This window comes from Flagellimonas alvinocaridis (assembly GCF_965248585.1).
GTDB classification, from domain to species: Bacteria; Bacteroidota; Bacteroidia; order Flavobacteriales; family Flavobacteriaceae; genus Flagellimonas; species Flagellimonas alvinocaridis.
Window position 1 is genome coordinate 722,501 of record NZ_OZ252111.1, and the last position, 17,348, is coordinate 739,848.

Consider the following 17,348-nt stretch of genomic DNA (forward strand, 5'->3'; position numbering starts at 1 on the left):
ACTTTTCTGTTATTCTGGGGGAGAAAATCCATGGCCTGTACCACTCCTTTCAAATCGGCTCCAGGTATGGGAAGGTTTCTTCTAACGGTTGCGCCACCACATAACACAATGGCATCAAACTCGTTTTTCAACTCTTCGGCAGTAACATCCACTCCAACATGCATCCCAGTTTTAAATTGAATGCCTTCCTTCTCCATAACCTCCAGACGTCTGTCAATGACATGTTTTTCCATTTTAAAATCAGGAATACCATATCGCAATAGTCCTCCAGCTTTCTCGTCCCTTTCAAAAACGGTAACGGTATGTCCGGCACGGTTCAATTGTTGGGCGGCGGCCAATCCAGCAGGCCCAGACCCAATTACGGCAACGGTCTTTTCTGTTCGATTTAGAGGTGGTTCCGGAATGACCCATCCATTTTTAAAGGCTGTCTCCACAATGTTTTTCTCAATATTCTCTATAGAAACGGGGTCTTCATTGATTCCCAATACGCAAGCTTCTTCGCAAGGGGCAGGACATAGCCTTCCTGTAAATTCTGGAAAATTGTTTGTAGAGTGTAAAATCTTTGCGGCTTTTTCCCACTTTCCTTGATAGACAGCATCATTAAAATCCGGGATTAGGTTGCCCAGTGGACAACCACTGTGGCAGAACGGAATGCCGCAGTCCATACAGCGGGCACCTTGGTTCTTAAGCTCTTCCTCCTTCAGAGGGCTTGTAAATTCCTTATAGTTTTTGATGCGGTCTTTGACAGGGGCGTAAGCTTCATCCTTTCTGTCAAATTCCATAAATCCTGTAGTCTTTCCCATGTCTCAAATTATAAGGTTTCCATTTTTTCTTGTTCCAATCGTATCAATGCTTGGCGATATTCCTCTGGGAACACTTTGATGAACTTGGGAAGGTTTTCCTCCCACTTCTCTAAAATCCTTTGGGCCAATGGGCTCAAGGTGGCATTGTAGTGGTTTTCGATCAACTCCCTAAGTTGTTTGATGTCGTTGTCCTCTTCCACAGCGAGTAGGTTTAGGTCTTCGCCATTGCATTTTCTTTCAAAAGCCCCATCTGCATTGTACACATAGGCGATTCCTCCGCTCATTCCTGCCCCAAAATTGCGGCCAACAGAACCAAGGATTACCGCAACGCCACCGGTCATGTATTCGCAGCCATGGTCTCCAATACCTTCAACAACTGCTTTGGCTCCAGAATTCCTAACACAAAATCTTTCTCCAGCTTTTCCGTTGATATACGCTTCACCAGAAGTGGCGCCGTAAAGGGTTACGTTTCCAGTGATGATGTTGTCTTCTGGTTTTAAGGTTGATTTGTACGGTACCTTAATGATTAATTTGGCACCAGAGAGACCTTTGCCCAAATAATCATTGGTATTCCCGTTTACGATCATGGTCAACCCCTTGGTGGCAAATGCTCCAAAACTTTGCCCGGCCGAACCGGTGAAATTCAGTTTTAAGGTATTGTCAGGTAGACCATCTGCTCCATAAATCTTGGAGATTTCATTACTGATGATTGCACCCACGGCCCTATCGGTATTATGGATGGGGAAGTCCAATGAGGTTTTTTCCTTTCTGAACAAAGCAGGGTGTGCCTGTGCGATGATATCAAACTCTATGGACTGGTCAATATCGTGGTGCTGTCTTTGAGTATTGTATAGTTTAGTGCCTTCCGGTACGTCTATTTGGTATAGGATGGGGCTCAAATCAATTCCTGCAGCCTTGTAATGCTCAATAGCCTTATTTCTGTCCAGTTTTTGTACCTGTCCAACCATTTCATTAACGGTTCGGAACCCAAGCTTGGCCATAATTTCCCGAAGTTCTTGTGCTACGAAGTACATGTAGTTGACCACATGCTCCGGCTTGCCTTGGAATTTTTTACGAAGCTCTGGATTCTGGGTGGCGATTCCCACGGGGCAGGTGTTCAAATGGCAAACACGCATCATAATACAACCTGAAGCTACCAAAGGTGCCGTTGCAAATCCGAATTCCTCTGCTCCCAATAGACAGGCTATGGCCACATCCCTTCCGGTTTTCAATTGCCCATCACACTCCAGAACCACCCGGTTTCTCAAATCATTGAGAACCAAGGTTTGTTGTGCCTCAGCAATACCCAACTCCCAAGGAAGTCCAGCATGTTTCAAAGAGGTTAGGGGCGAAGCTCCCGTACCACCATCAAAACCAGAAATAAGAATTACATCGGCTTTTGCTTTTGAAACTCCTGCGGCTACCGTACCTACACCGACTTCAGAAACCAGTTTTACGTTGATTCTGGCATCGCGGTTGGCGGATTTTAGATCGTAGATCAATTGCGACAAATCCTCAATAGAATAAATATCGTGGTGGGGCGGTGGTGAAATCAATCCCACATAAGGGGTGGAATTTCGTGTTTTGGCAATGGCAGGGTTCACTTTTGGGCCTGGGAGTTGTCCTCCTTCACCTGGTTTGGCCCCTTGTGCCATTTTAATCTGGATTTCCTGGGCACTGGTCAGGTAGTTGGAAGTAACCCCAAACCTACCCGATGCCACCTGTTTGATGGCACTGTTTTTCCAATCCCCGGTTTGATTTTTATAAAAACGAGCCGAATCCTCTCCACCTTCTCCCGAATTACTCTTACCACCAATTCGGTTCATGGCAATCGCAAGATTTTCATGGGCCTCCTTACTGATACTTCCATAGGACATGGCACCCGTCTTGAACCGTTTTACAATTTCGGTCCAAGGTTCAACTTCTTCGAGTGGAATGGGGTCATAATTTGAAAACTCAAATAATCCACGGATAGTCATTAGGTTTTTAGATTGCTCATTCACCAATTGGGAGTACTCCTTATAGGTATCCGGCTCGTTATTGCGTACCGATTTTTGAAGTTTGGCAATACTTAATGGATTGAACATGTGTTTTTCGCCATTTCTTCTCCAACGGTACTCTCCACCAATCTCAATATCCAGATTGGCCGCTAATTCCTGTGCTTTGAATGCTTTTTTGTGTCGTTTGGCTATCTCCTTCTCTATCTCGTACAAACCAATTCCCTGAATACGTGTTGGCGTATTGGGAAAATACTTGTCCACAACCTTGGTATTGATACCAATGCATTCGAATAGTTGGGATCCCCTGTACGAGTTCAATGTGGAAATCCCGATTTTGTTCATCACTTTTAAGATGCCCTTGCCTATGGCTTTGTTGTAATTTTTGATGGCTTCATCAAAAGTGTATTCTGTAATGTTGTTCTCTTTCATTTGTTCCCCAATGATCTCGTTGACCAAGTATGGGTTGATGGCGCTGGCCCCAAAACCGAACAAAAGTGCAAAATGGTGAACTTCCCTTGGTTCTGCAGACTCAACAATGATACTCAGTTTAGAGCGGCGACCCATTTTTTGAAGCCCACTGTTCACAAAGGAGCAAGCTAACAGGGCCGGAATTGCTGCCATTTCCGTACTGACCATCCTATCGGATAGGATAATGATGTTGGCACCTTCATCTATAGCGTTAAGGGCTTGTTCCAATATAGAGTCCAATGCTTCTTCCAATCCGTTATGGCCTTTGGCCACCTCATATAAAATGGAAATGGAAACTACTTTGTAGTCTGAGCTGGAGTCATAGTTTTTGATTTTATCCAAATCCTCCTTGGAAATCACAGGATTTTGAATCTTCAATTTTCTGCAATGTAGTTCGTTGATGTCAAAAATATTTTGATCACTTCCAAGGGTTAAGCTGATATCGGTTATAAGCTCTTCTCGGATACCATCCAAAGGAGGGTTGGTAACCTGGGCAAATAGTTGCTTAAAGTAATTGTAGATCAATTGCGGGCGCTCAGAAAGAACGGCAATGGGTGTGTCGGAACCCATGGAACCGATAGGCTCTTTGCCTTTCTCCGCCATAGGCATAATAATAGTATTGATGTCTTCCAAAGTGTACCCGAATGCAGACCTTCTGGTTTCCAAAGGGAACTCTCCAAAAAATACAGGACAGTCGTTGTAGGGGATATCCCTTAGATGTACCAAATTATTATCCAACCATTTCTTGTACGGATGTTTTTTGGCAATGGATTCCTTGATTTCCTCATCATTAATGATCCGGCCCTCTTCCATGTTCACCAAGAACATTTTCCCAGGCTCCAATCTTCCGTGAAATTCAATGTCTTCAGGTTCCAATTCCACGACCCCAGTCTCTGAGGACATGATCACGTATCCTTTTTTGGTAACGGAATATCTGGAAGGGCGCAATCCGTTTCTGTCCAATACGGCGCCGATATAGTTTCCATCTGTAAAAGGAATGGATGCAGGACCATCCCATGGCTCCATTAAACAGGAGTTGTATTCATAGAATGCCTTTTTGGATTCTGACATTTCGGTGTTCTTTTCCCAAGCTTCGGGAACCAACATCATCATGACTTCTGGTAGGGAGCGACCTGTCATCAACAACAGTTCCACAACCATGTCCATACTAGCGGAATCCGATTTGCCAGGCAATACAATGGGCAATATCTTTTTAATGTCTTCGCCAAACCATTTGCTCTGCATCAACTCTTCCCTAGAGCGCATGCGCGATACATTTCCTCTCAATGTGTTTATCTCTCCATTATGGCACATATAGCGGAACGGTTGAGCCAAATCCCAAGTAGGGAACGTATTGGTAGAAAATCGTTGATGAACCAAGGCCAATCTGGTAACAACCCTTGGGTCCAGGAGATCTTCGTAATATTTGCTGATGTCTTTTGGTACCAGTAATCCTTTAAATATGATGATTTTGGTTGACAAGCTGGGAAGGTAAAAGAACTGGCTTTGGGACAGTTTACTTTTGATAACCGCATGTTCTGTGATTTTACGGGCGATAAAAAGTTTCAAGTTGAACTGGAAATCGTCCAATTCCTCTCCTTTTCCGATAAAAATCTGTTTTACAAAGGGCTCGGTCTCGGCAGCAATTCGCCCTGGCACAGAACGATTCACGGGAACATCGCGCCAACCCAATAATTTTAGACCTTGCTGTTCTATATTCTCCTCAAGTACCGAAATGCAATAATCCCTTTGGTTCTGCTTTTGGGGTAGGAACACATTGCCCACGGCATATGTCCCTGCTTCAGGTAATTGGAATTTGCATACGTCCACAAAAAAATCATGTGGGATATCTATTAAAATTCCTGCTCCATCACCAGTTTTGCCATCTGCACTTACAGCTCCCCTATGCTCTAGTTTATCCAGGATTTCAAGAGCCTTATGGATAATATCGTTGGATTTTTTTCCTTTTAGGCTACAGATAAAACCTGCACCACAGTTATCGTGTTCAAATTCGGGTAAATATAAACCTTGTCTCTCCAATTTCATCATTACGGTATTTCTTCAAAAATATCAAATATGATGAATAAATTATAAGGTTTTAGGTGAATGTCGTTTAAATAATCAACGTATTCAATCAAAGGTTAAAAAATGTTCAATCTTAAAATTTGAGCAATGTTAAATTATGATAATCTTAATATAAAGTTTTTGAGAAGGGGGTACCCAAAAGAATAGTAGGGTACATGCGTTATATTATGGAAAATAACATGATAGCCTTTAAAAAAAAGAGGTATGAAACTGTTTTTCCAGATTTTTTAATAGTGTACCCCTATTTTTTTAGGGGTGCATGAAATGTAGGCTTCATCAGTCTTTAATGATGCTTCTAGAAATGACAATTTTTTGAATTTCTGATGTGCCCTCATAGATTTGAGTGATTTTGGCATCTCTCATCAATCGTTCAACATGATATTCTTTTACGTATCCATTTCCACCATGTATTTGTACAGCTTCAACGGCGGTTTCCATGGCTACTTCAGAAGCATATAGTTTGGCCATTGCGCCAGATAGTGAATAATCTTTTCCAGTATCTTTATCGCATGCGGCCTGGTAGACCAGGTTGCGCGCCGCCTGAATCTTGGTGTGCATATCTGCCAATTTAAAGGCTATGGCCTGATGGTTGGCAATCTCGGTGCCGAACGACTTGCGGACCTTGGAATATTTTAACGCCAGTTCGTAAGCTCCAGCAGCTATGCCCAAAGCTTGGGCGGCAATTCCTATTCTGCCGCCTGCCAAGGTCTTCATGGCAAATTTAAATCCAAAACCATCTTCTCCAATACGATTTTCCTTGGGCACTTTTACGTCATTGAAGATAAGGGAATGGGTGTCACTTCCCCGGATACCCAGCTTGTTCTCCTTTGGGCCAATTTCAAAACCTTCCATGCCTTTTTCAACAATTAAGGCATTAATGCCTTTATGGCCTTTCTCTACATGGGTCTGTGCAATGACCAAGAACACTTCGGCTGAACTTCCGTTGGTGATCCAATTCTTGGTGCCATTGAGTGTATAGTGGTCTCCGTTGTCAATGGCAGTTGTTTTCTGAGAAGTTGCATCGCTTCCTGCTTCAGGTTCGGAGAGGCAGAAAGCACCAATTACTTCACCTGTGGATAATCGGGTCAGGTATTTTTCTTTTTGGGATTCCGTTCCAAAGGTTTCCAGTCCCCAACATACCAATGAATTGTTTACGGAAACCATTACAGATGCAGAGGCGTCCACTTTGGATAATTCTTCCATGGCCAGAACGTAGGAAAGTGTATCAAGACCACTTCCGCCATATTTTTCATTGACCATCATGCCCAAAAAGCCTAGTTCTCCCATTTTTTTGCGAAGTTCCTCAGGGAATTTTTGGGTTTCGTCGCGTTCGATTACGCCGGGTAATAGTTCAGTTTGTGCAAAATCCTTGGCAGCTTGCTGAATCATTAATTGTTCTTCGGAAAGTGTAAAATCCATAAAAATGAGAAATAAACAAAAACAACGTGTAAATATAGTTCTATAATGGATATTTTTTATAAAAAATAAGAGAGAATTGAGAAAAGCTTAACCATTTAGGTTTTTTTTATGGATTACAATGTATCAATTTCACAATAATTTATTGGAAGAAGATTATGCCGAAAAACTCATTTTGAATATCTTTAGCGCCATTGAGAAGTACTTCACAAAATATTACCTTAATTAAACCAAACTTAGTATGGAGACCCTTTTAGTTGTCATTTTTGTCGTTGGATATTTGGCCATTACCCTTGAGCACAATCTTAAGATAGATAAACTTATTCCCGCATTGGCCATGATGGCCATTATGTGGGCGCTCATGACCTTTGGCTTGGATAGTTTTACTACTTGGTTTGATTCGGGAAGCCACGCCCTACTGGAAAACTTTGGTGCTTTGGGGCACGATGAGAAAATGCATCTCTTGGAGGAAACATTGCTCCACCACCTAGGAAAGACTTCTGAAATCCTTGTCTTTCTATTAGGAGCCATGACCATTGTGGAGATCATTGATTATTTTGATGGGTTTGCCACAATCAAGACTTTTATCAAGACTAGGAGTAAAAAGAAAATCTTATGGATCTTTTCGTTTTTGGCATTCATACTCTCTGCAATCATTGACAACCTAACGGCTACAATCGTATTAATATCCATCCTTCAAAAAATTATTAAGGACAGGGAAACACGGTTGTGGTTCGCAGGTCTTATTGTAATAGCAGCGAACGCTGGAGGAGCTTGGTCTCCAATCGGTGATGTTACCACTACCATGTTGTGGATTGGAAACAAAGTAACAACGGCACTTTTGATAGAGCACTTGTTGATTCCTTCCTTGGTATGTATGGTGATTCCTTCTTTTATAGCTTCGTTCCTTCCTGTGTTCAAAGGCGAGATCGATGTTGAGGATGAAGAGCCATCCAAGTCCAGGTATGGAGCTACGATGTTATACTTAGGGTTGGGGGCAATTATTTTTGTGCCTATTTTTAAAACTATAACCCATTTGCCTCCCTATGTTGGTATGATGCTGTCTTTAGCGGTGGTAGCTACTTTTGCGGAAATATATAGTAACGCCAAGTTCTCCATATCCAATGTTGATGGAGAAAGCGATGCCGCCTCGCACCACAGTCCTGTGCATAGTGCCCTTACCAAGATTGAGCTGCCGAGTATCTTATTTTTCTTGGGGATTTTGATGGCGGTTGCAGCGTTGGAGTCTTTGGGAATGCTTTTCAATTTTGCGGAAGGATTGAAACAAGGAATGCCGTTGATGGGTACTGAAATGGCGGGAACCCAAGTTTCAGATTTGGTAATTCTCTTGCTGGGCATTGGTTCGGCAATCATAGATAACGTACCATTGGTGGCTGCAAGTTTGGGGATGTTCTCAGAGCCAATGAACGATCAGTTGTGGCACTTTATTGCATATTCAGCCGGAACGGGTGGAAGTATGCTCATTATTGGCTCAGCCGCAGGTGTTGTGGCTATGGGAATGGAGAAAATAGACTTTTTCTGGTATCTTAAAAAGATTTCGTGGTTGGCACTTCTTGGATTTATAGGAGGAGCGATATGCTACATGTTAATGCGAAATTTGTTCTAGAAAAATACTTTAGCTCGAAAATCTCCGTTATTATTGCAACTTAAATTGGGGATTTTATATGATTATTTTTCAAGATTTAGCCGAAGGGGCTGAAGCAACCGCTTCTATTTCAGAAGAAAAGACCCTTTCTGTCATTGATTTGATTGTAAATGGAGGAACAGGAAGTGTAGTGATTATCATTGTGCTTTTTATACTTCTTTTTGTGGCACTTTACATTTATTTTGAGCGAATCTTTGCCATTAAGGCCGCATCCAAGATTGACAAAAACTTTATGAATCAGATTCGTGATCACATCATGAATGGAAAAGTGGATGCAGCCAAAATTTTGTGTGCGCAAACAGATTCGCCCGTGGCAAGGTTGACAGAGAAAGGGGTTTCTAGGATAGGAAAACCTTTGGATGATATCAACACCGCCATTGAAAATGCGGGTACCCTTGAGGTATATAAGTTGGAAAAGAATGTGAGTGTTTTGGCTACCGTGGCAGGAGCCGCACCCATGATTGGGTTTTTGGGAACTGTTATCGGTATGATTTTGGCTTTCCATGAAATGGCAAGTAGCGGTGGGCAGGCCGAAATGGGTTCACTGGCATCGGGTATCTACACGGCCATGACCACAACTGTAGCGGGATTGGTTGTAGGTATTATTGCCTACATTGGCTATAACCATCTGGTAAACCGGACCGATAAAGTGGTGCACCAAATGGAAGCCACTGCTGTTGAGTTTTTGGATTTGTTGAACGAACCCATCTAAGACTTCACTATGAAACTGAAGGGGAGAAACAAAATAAGCCCGGAGTTCAGCATGTCGTCAATGACAGATATTGTGTTTCTGTTGTTGGTGTTCTTCATGCTAACATCCAATGCGCCCAATGCCCTGGATTTATTACTTCCAAAAGCAAAGGGGAAATCCACCAATACACAGAATGTTTCAGTGACCATCAACAAGAATCTGGAATATTTTGTGAACAACGAGCAAATCAATAAAGAGTACATTGAAATTGAATTAAAAAAAGCACTTGAAGGCCAGGAAAAACCAACAATTATCTTAAGGGCGGAAGAAAACGTAGCCATCAAAGAGGCGGTAAACGTTATGGATGTAGCCAACAGAAATAGTTATAAAGTTATCTTGGCAGTGCGGCCAAAATAATGCCGTTTTTAGATACGAGACACAAGAAAAAATCCTTTACGCTCACTACCCTTATATTGAGCGTGTTTCTCCTTTTGCTTTTTTATATAGGACTTACCTACCTAGATCCGCCCATTGAAAATGGAATTGCCGTAAACTTTGGTACCATGGATTTTGGGAGTGGACAAGTTCAGCCAAAAGAACCAGTTAGGTCTGAACCCCGAAATGTGGAACGACCGCCAGCAGAACCCGTTCAGCAGGAACAACAGCCCCAAGAACAAGAGGTAGAGGAAGAACCTGTGGAGAAGGTGTTGACCAGTGAAACTGAGGAAACCATAAAGATTAGGCAGCAACAAGAAGCCAAGCGGAAAGCAGATGAGGCTGCTAAAAAAGCTAAAGCTGAAGCAGAGCGAATAGAAAGAGAGAAGAAGGAGGCTGAAGAACGCCAAAGGCAAGAGCAAGAAGCTAAGAAAAAAAGTCTTGACGCTTTGATAGGAGGTATTGGTAAATCCGATGGTACCGCCACCGGAAGTGAAGGTGATGATAATAGAATAGGGGATAAAGGGCAACCCGATGGTGACCCTTATGCCACTTCATATTACGGTGCGCCCGGTAGTGGTAGTGGGGGTGGTGGATATGGGCTTAACGGCAGGTCGTTGGTAAACAGTGGAAAAGTACGCCAAGAATGCAATGAAGAAGGTCGCGTTGTGGTTAGGATTACTGTGGATAGAACAGGGAGGGTGATAAAAGCCGAACCGGGAGTCAAAGGAACTACCAACACTGCTCAATGCCTTTTGGAACCTGCAAGACGAACAGCTCTTCTGCATAAATGGAATACAGATTCCAATGCACCGTCCCAGCAAATTGGTTTTGTGGTGGTCAACTTTAAATTGGGGCAATAGTGACCTATAAGGAAACACTGGCATGGATGTTCTCCCAACTTCCCATGTACCAGCAGAAAGGGATTTCGGCACTTAATGCCAAGATGGACAACATCATCCATTTTTCCAACTATTTGGATAACCCTGAGAAAAAGTTCAAAAGTATTCATGTGGCCGGGACCAATGGAAAGGGTTCCAGTAGTCATATGTTGGCCTCTATTTTACAGGAAGCAGGGTACAAAGTGGGACTTTATACTTCACCCCATTTAAAGGATTTCAGGGAGCGTATCAAAATCAACGGAAAAGTGGTCAGTAAGAAGTTTGTAAAGGACTTTGTTGAGGGCCATAGAACTTTTTTGGAGGCTAGGAATTTGTCTTTCTTTGAAATGACTGTGGGAATGGCCTTTACCTATTTTGTGGATAAGGATGTGGACATTGCCATCATTGAGGTTGGTTTGGGTGGTCGACTGGATTCCACAAACATCATTGTTCCTCAAGTGTCCTTGATTACCAATATTGGATTGGACCATACACACATTCTGGGAGATACCTTGGAGAAAATTGCTTTGGAAAAAGCAGGAATCATTAAGAAAAGTGTTCCTGTGGTTATCAGTGAAAAGCAACCTGAGACAGAAGCAATATTTAGCTTGATAGCCCATCAATTGGGTTCGGGCATCGCTTTTGCGGATGATATGGATATTCCAGATTATGGCACAGATTTGCTTGGGGATTATCAAAAACGAAATATGAGGGGTGTGGTGGCCAGTATTGGACAGTTGAAAGGCTTTGAAGTATCCGAGAAAAATATTGTTGAGGGGCTGAAGAACATTGTCAAGAACACCGGACTCATGGGCAGGTGGCAAATTTTACGGGAAAAGCCCTTGGTGGTCTGTGATACGGCACATAATAAAGAAGGACTTCAGTGGGTCGTTAGGCAAATAAGTAGGCAGGAGTACAATAAACTACACTTGGTGCTCGGGTTTGTGAATGACAAGGATGTAAAAGGAGTGCTGTCCCTTTTTCCAAAGGAAGCTACTTTCTATTTTGTAAAGCCCAATATTCCTAGAGGTATGCAAGTGGAAGAGTTGAAGAGATTGGCCCAATCCCAGGGCATTTTAGGAGATGCTTATGCCTCGGTAAAGAAAGGATTGAAAGCGGCAAAATCCAATGCAAAAAAGAAAGATTTGATCTTTATTGGAGGCAGCACTTTTGTGGTAGCGGAAGTAGTGTAATTTTTTTCCGATTATTCTTGTTTGTATAAAAAAAATGATGCTATATTTGCACTCCCAATTAGGGAAATGAGTGGGGCTCTTAGCTCAGTTGGTTCAGAGCACCTGCCTTACAAGCAGGGGGTCACTGGTTCGAATCCAGTAGGGCCCACATCAAAACAGAAAGGTTGTGTCTTAGAAAGATGCGACCTTTTTTATTGTATATCGCTTACCTGGTTGGCAAAAAAATTCCTGACAGGACAACGGTTGCTAGTTATCTAGGATTATGCTTTGTGTGGAAACGGAGAAATTTCCAAAATTGTCCTTACTTGTTACCTTGATGGTATACGTTGCGTCAATGGATACTGATATTGGGGCAATCCCAGATTCGGTCAAATCTTCATATTGCTCAAGAGTTATCCCATTTTCCATGATAATAACATCATAGGTCAAAGGATCATTGTCTTCATCACTGCCTACCCAGGTTATAGTCATTTCATGATTTGCCGAATCAAAGTCTACGGAAATTTCAGCAGCGTAAGGTGCAAAGTTGCTTATTGGTTGGCCCGGGGTGATGAATGAAAAAGTGCTACTTGTGTTTTCACCATCTTGATTTATTGCCGTTACGGTCCAAGAGTATGATTTTCCTTTATCGAGGGTCAACTTGGTAGAGGTGGTACCGACAGTTGATGTATTTACCTTGGAACCGGATTCAAAAACCTCCATTACATAACTTGAGGTATTATCTGCGACGGACCAACTAAAATAGATGATAGCCTTGTCCGTTTCCCCCGGTACTTCTTCAAAATCTGAACATGTCTCGGCGTTGACAGGTAAAATTCCAACAGGTTTTCCTGGCAAAGTCACTGGATTCTCAATGTCAGCTTCTTTGGAATCATTGGAGCTTTCGCTTGAGCAGGAGTATAAGATTGTAAGGCAAATCAAGAGGCTTGATAAGAATGGCAGTATTCTCATTTTTTTATAACTTTGAATATTTGGGTGTCTGTGTTTGTTTTTATGTGTATGATATAGAGTCCAGAAGTGTAGCTGTCTAGGTCAATATAGTACTCAGTTTCGGCTCCGACTTTCTCGGCGGACATTAACTTTCCAGATGCATCATAGATGAAAATATCTGAAACTTCGGATATTCTTGAAACCGATACGGACCCAGATGTAATGGTCGGGAAGACATGGATTTCTTCTTGAAGAAGAAGAATGTCAGTAAATAATCCTTGACAATTACTTTTTCCAGCAATGCTGATTGAATTTTGTTTCTGCAGATTGTCTATAGAAATTATGTTCTCTTCATCTGAATTGAAATGGAATCTTTTTTGAATTCCATTGACCTCTACAGTATAGTCTGTGCTTCCTGACACAGTATATTTGGCGCTCATGGATTTTGTATCGATATCTTTGATTTTTCCGCTGATGTTACTGATTTCATTTATGATAATGCCGAATGTTTGCTCATAATGGATGGCGGGAATGGAAATGGATATTTCATAAGTTCCTGATGACAAATCATCAATTTTTAAGCTTTCAGCCAAATCAATAGTAGTGAAACTCTCATTTCTATTTTCACCGGTAAGGAGTATATCAAATTCATAGCCTGTTAGGACAGTACTTATGTTAAGGCTGCCGTTGGCAGTATTTGGACATGTTGGACTCTCGGTAAAGAGACTAATGGCATTCCCAGGTATAAAGTCACATCCATTTGCATTTACGGTCTTCCCACTTGTTGTATTCGGGCACTGATCTTTACTGTCCACTACCCCGTCACCATCGGTATCCTTTTGGCTGTCAGAGCACCCATTGGCATCCACACTTTCGCCTTCGGGGGTATCTGGGCATAGGTCAATATTGTTGGTTACCCCGTCCTGGTCAGTGTCTAACTGGGATTCGGCACAACCGGATTCATTCACTTCTTGTCCGTTTGTGGTTTCAGGACATAGATCATCGCTGTCCATTACCCCGTCACCATCGGTATCCTTTTGGCTGTCAGAGCACCCATTGGCATCCGCACTTTCCCCTTCCGGGGTATCTGGGCACAGGTCAATATTGTTGGTCACCCCGTCCTGATCGGTATCTAACTGAGATTCGGCGCAACCAGATTCATTCACTTCTAGTCCGCTTGTGGTTTCAGGACATAGATCATCGCTGTCCATTACCCCGTCACCATCGGTATCCTTTTGGCTGTCAGAGCACCCATTGGCATCCACACTTTCGCCTTCGGGGGTATCTGGGCATAGGTCAATATTGTTGGTTACCCCGTCCTGATCGGTATCTAACTGGGATTCGGCACAACCAAATTCATTTACTTTTTCGCCAAAGGGAGTATCTGGACATATGTCGTCATCGTTGGGGATCCCATCATAATCATCATCCAAGGGCGGTAGTGTAATTTGAGATTTAGGGCGAGACCATACACTGGAAGAATAAGTTCCCAGAAAAAAGGTATCATCCTTTAGAAAAAGCCTTGTTGTATAAGTTATTTCCATCCCGTCTATGGCTGGATACCAATTTTCTCTACCTTCTTCAGTTACAACGAAGCCATATGAAGAGGCGGCATAGACTGTATTGCCTTCAACAATAATGTCTTGTATAGATGTATTATCCAAAGGAATAAAATTTTTCAAGCTTTGGCCAAAATCGGTGCTGGTCCAAAGCCCATTGGCTGTTGCTATATAAATGGTGCCGTTTTGGTATTTAACATCGTAAATGTAACGGTATACCGGACTGTTGGACCACGTCTGTCCCAAGTCGTCCGAAGTAAACAAATCTCCACTGTTTGTGCTTACAAATAGGTTTTCCCCTTGAATTTCAATGGATGTAAAACCTTGTGGTATAATTAGGCCTGTTGTGGGTAAGAGGTCCCATGTTTCGCCCAAATCGGTGGAGATGTACACTCCATCTTCTGACGCAGTTGTGACAAGTACACCATTGTCGTAGGCTAGATTTTGAGGACCTTGGTTTATACCCGGATTTAACTTAATTGTCCAACTATCCCCATTATCGGTAGATTTATATATTCCACTGCTTGTTCCGATAATTACTTCATTGTCCAGTGCAACAATATCATGGATTGACTTTGTGTTCGAGGATTCCAAACCATTGCTGATGGCCTCCCACGACGCTCCATTATCATCTGATCTAAAGACACCATTGGATATAGTGCCAGTAAATATATAAGTATCGTTGCTTGCAAATGCACTGATTTGCTGAGCTTTTATCCCAAGACTACTAAAGGACCAAGAAATGCCATCATTCAAAGATTCATATAGCCCATCCCTAGTGGTCATGAGAATTTTTTCATTTAAGAAAAGAATATGATGTGCATAATTGTCTGTTTCTGTGTTTTGGACCAAGGTCCAATTCTGACCATTGTCGTTGGTATGGTAATAGATCCCATTGCCAGTTGTTGCATAAACCATGTTTTCATGGTGCCCCATGCTGGGAAAGGATGCGCTTCCAAGAGAGATCTGGGTCCATGTGGCAAGATTATCGTCAGAAATAAAAATCACCCCGCCTTCCGCTGCATAGAAAACTCCGTTGTGTACGGTCATTGATCGAATTCCACCGGGCCCCATCCCGGGAATATCAATAAGGCTCCAAGTAGGACCACCTTCATTCTCAAACAGCCCACCTTGTGTGGCAGCGTATATTTTTGAATTGAAGCTTACAAAATCACTGACTTGATACCCTGTAATCCCATCACTTTCAAGAGACCAACTGGCACCATAATCCGAGGAATGAAAAACCTGTCCATTGAATGTTGCTGCGTAGATTTCCTGTTCTTCAGCAAATACGCTCAAAACACTTTGCCCATTGATGCCGTTGTTGGCTGGAGACCATGTTTCTCCCTTATCCCCCGAAGTATAAACCCCATGGTAATATAGAGCAACATAAATGGTGTCTCCATAACTTACAATATCGTTAACATGGGGTTGATTGGGTAAACCGTTAACACTTAACTCCCATGAGTCCCCATTGTCTTTTGAAGTATAGACTCCTCCTGCTTCGGCAGCCAACACCAAAGTATCATCCATTAAAACAATCTCGTCTGTATACCCTCCCTCTGGTCCGGGGGTTTGGGTCCATTGGGAATGAGAAAAAATAGAAAATAAAAGGAGTGATAAAAAAGACGGGAAGAATTTAGGGCAAGCCATAAAATGTGAGGATTTTACTTCAATGTTATCTCGAGCGAAAAAATACTAAACTATGGAATATTGGCTTCTAAAAAAGGTCAATGGAGTTAAATATTCGATAAGAAGTGTTTCATTGAATCATTAGCGTATCAACTTTGGAGATGAATTTTCTAGGCTCCTCTTTTTTTAATTTATTTTTAGGGGAATCTGTACGTTGAACGATGAGCCATCCTTTCTTGGTCCTACGTTTATAAGGGAACAGGCCCCGTACAGGACCAACGGGTTCCCTATATCATCCAATAAAAGCTGCGGTCGCTCCAAGTGATGTACCTTAATGGTATCGGAATTCTTTAAGATGACTTCCTTGGCCATGAAAAAGGAGGATTCCGGTTTGGTCCAATCCAAGCCATCCAAGGATTCAAGTACGGCCAATCCGGGTTCTTTGCCTGTAATGTTTCCGGTAAAATCCTTAAAGACGGCATAGAACCTTTTATGTTTTTGGTGATACCAGACGTAAGGGTCCTCCGCAGAGCTTATTTTGCCATTTTTATCCTTAATATCAAAAACAAAATCATCTGAAGGAACAAAAGGACCCGTTGGGGAGTTGGAGATGGCAACACCGTGGACCCCTTTCCAATGGGGTTCATAGAGATTTCCTTTGAAAAACAACAGAAATTTTCCGTCTGAAGGTCGTTGGACCACAGCCGGATTGACAACAATAATATTATCGGGTTTGGCTTGGGTGCCTTCGGGAGAAGGATCTACAATGTCGTTGCTTTTTACCCGTGTTCTGGGTGATAATAGAGGTTGGTCCGGTCTTTTAAAGTTGCCCGACATCAAATCTTGAAAATTATTGAATAGAATGACGCCTATTTTTTGGGACTGCTGTACCCTATTCCTCTTGTTTACATTTTCCCCCTTTGAACCCTGTGGCTGTGGGCCTGGATCTTTAGAACCGATATAATACAGGTAATAGGTTCCATTGAATCTTTTTAGGTGTGGATTGTGGACCATTTGTGCGTCCCAGGCCAAGGAATCGCCTTCAAGGACCCTTCCTTGTAATACCACTTTTTGGAATTTAAAATCCCTATCAGGGTAGTCCGAAACCGCATAAGCAATTTTGGAATGGAGTACCCATGAATCTGTAAATTTTGGGACAGAATCCCCAGCCTCCCAAGTACTGTAGAGCATGTGGTATTTTCCATCGTCTCCTTTAAGGACACTGCCTCCCCACACAAATCTGTCAGGATCGTTCAATACGGATGGACCTTCAAGAATATCTCCCTGTATAGTGGCATCAATGGGCAAGGGGTGTATGGTGAGAGTTTTGTTTTCATTGCAACTCCATAAGAATACATTGGCAACAAAGAGCATCAATACGTTTATAGGGAAGCTGGTCTTTTTGTCCATAAGGTGTTCTGTTGGTCGGTTTTATTCCTTTTCTTGTATTGACTTGTGGGTGTATTTGTCATAAGCCATTACATCAAATACTTTTGATTGCCCTGTATTCAGCCATTTTTTGTAAATGAGCTTCCCGTTCATGTAGACATACAACTCATTGTCTTTTGTTTCTTCTGTATAAATCATAA

Annotated in this window: 12 protein-coding genes and 1 tRNA gene (1 of these 13 cut by a window edge); 6 read left to right on the forward strand and 7 right to left on the reverse strand. The window is 42.4% G+C overall.

What is annotated here, in order from left to right:
- The 3 genes from ACP14V_RS03205 to ACP14V_RS03215 all read right to left on the reverse strand — a co-directional run.
- Positions 1-803 carry the 5' portion of a glutamate synthase subunit beta gene (locus tag ACP14V_RS03205; protein ID WP_272611067.1) on the reverse strand. The gene continues 664 nt to the left of window position 1, outside the view, so 803 of the gene's 1,467 nt are visible here — the first part of the coding sequence; it begins with the start codon at positions 801-803; the stop codon falls past the left edge of the window.
- Between the two features lie 8 nt (positions 804-811).
- Complete coding sequence (gltB, locus tag ACP14V_RS03210; protein ID WP_272611072.1) at positions 812-5,317, reverse strand: glutamate synthase large subunit; 4,506 nt, start codon at positions 5,315-5,317, stop codon at positions 812-814.
- Positions 5,318-5,632: 315 nt separating this feature from the next.
- Entirely contained in the window at positions 5,633-6,775 is a 1,143-nt protein-coding gene (locus tag ACP14V_RS03215; protein ID WP_136567617.1) for an acyl-CoA dehydrogenase, read from the reverse strand.
- Between the two features lie 238 nt (positions 6,776-7,013).
- On the opposite strand from ACP14V_RS03215, the gene nhaD reads away from it, so the two are divergent.
- The 6 genes from nhaD to ACP14V_RS03245 all read left to right on the forward strand — a co-directional run bounded on the left by nhaD (position 7,014) and on the right by ACP14V_RS03245 (position 11,786).
- Positions 7,014-8,399, forward strand: a complete 1,386-nt coding sequence (nhaD, locus tag ACP14V_RS03220) for a sodium:proton antiporter NhaD (RefSeq protein WP_136567618.1) — start codon at positions 7,014-7,016, stop codon at positions 8,397-8,399.
- A gap of 58 nt (positions 8,400-8,457) precedes the next feature.
- On the forward strand, positions 8,458-9,150 hold the full coding sequence (locus ACP14V_RS03225) for a MotA/TolQ/ExbB proton channel family protein (RefSeq protein ID WP_136567619.1): 693 nt from the start codon (positions 8,458-8,460) through the stop codon (positions 9,148-9,150).
- A 9-nt stretch (positions 9,151-9,159) separates the two neighbouring features.
- A complete protein-coding gene (locus tag ACP14V_RS03230; protein WP_136567620.1) occupies positions 9,160-9,546 on the forward strand; it encodes an ExbD/TolR family protein in 387 nt (128 codons plus the stop codon).
- Positions 9,546-10,427: an energy transducer TonB gene (locus ACP14V_RS03235; protein WP_272611068.1), complete on the forward strand. Its 882-nt coding sequence runs from the start codon at positions 9,546-9,548 to the stop codon at positions 10,425-10,427. The genes ACP14V_RS03230 and ACP14V_RS03235 overlap by 1 nt, the downstream gene beginning before the upstream one ends.
- The gene (locus ACP14V_RS03240; RefSeq protein ID WP_272611069.1) at positions 10,427-11,638 is read left to right on the forward strand and encodes a bifunctional folylpolyglutamate synthase/dihydrofolate synthase; all 1,212 of its coding nucleotides are present in this window, start codon (positions 10,427-10,429) and stop codon (positions 11,636-11,638) included. Before ACP14V_RS03235 ends, ACP14V_RS03240 begins: the two co-directional genes overlap by 1 nt.
- Before the next feature lie 73 nt (positions 11,639-11,711).
- A tRNA-Val gene (locus ACP14V_RS03245) sits at positions 11,712-11,786 on the forward strand.
- Positions 11,787-11,884: 98 nt separating this feature from the next.
- Here the strand turns inward: ACP14V_RS03245 and ACP14V_RS03250 are convergent.
- From ACP14V_RS03250 to ACP14V_RS03265, 4 genes are all read right to left on the reverse strand, one after another.
- Positions 11,885-12,589, reverse strand: a complete 705-nt coding sequence (locus tag ACP14V_RS03250) for a hypothetical protein (RefSeq protein ID WP_272611070.1) — start codon at positions 12,587-12,589, stop codon at positions 11,885-11,887.
- Entirely contained in the window at positions 12,586-15,780 is a 3,195-nt protein-coding gene (locus ACP14V_RS03255) for a thrombospondin type 3 repeat-containing protein (RefSeq protein ID WP_424987830.1), read from the reverse strand. The genes ACP14V_RS03250 and ACP14V_RS03255 overlap by 4 nt, the downstream gene beginning before the upstream one ends.
- A 165-nt stretch (positions 15,781-15,945) precedes the next feature.
- The gene (locus ACP14V_RS03260; protein WP_272609333.1) at positions 15,946-17,169 is read right to left on the reverse strand and encodes a glycoside hydrolase family protein; all 1,224 of its coding nucleotides are present in this window, start codon (positions 17,167-17,169) and stop codon (positions 15,946-15,948) included.
- A 21-nt stretch (positions 17,170-17,190) separates the two neighbouring features.
- On the reverse strand, positions 17,191-17,346 hold the full coding sequence (locus tag ACP14V_RS03265) for a hypothetical protein (RefSeq protein WP_272609334.1): 156 nt from the start codon (positions 17,344-17,346) through the stop codon (positions 17,191-17,193).
- Positions 17,347-17,348 lie beyond the last annotated feature (2 nt).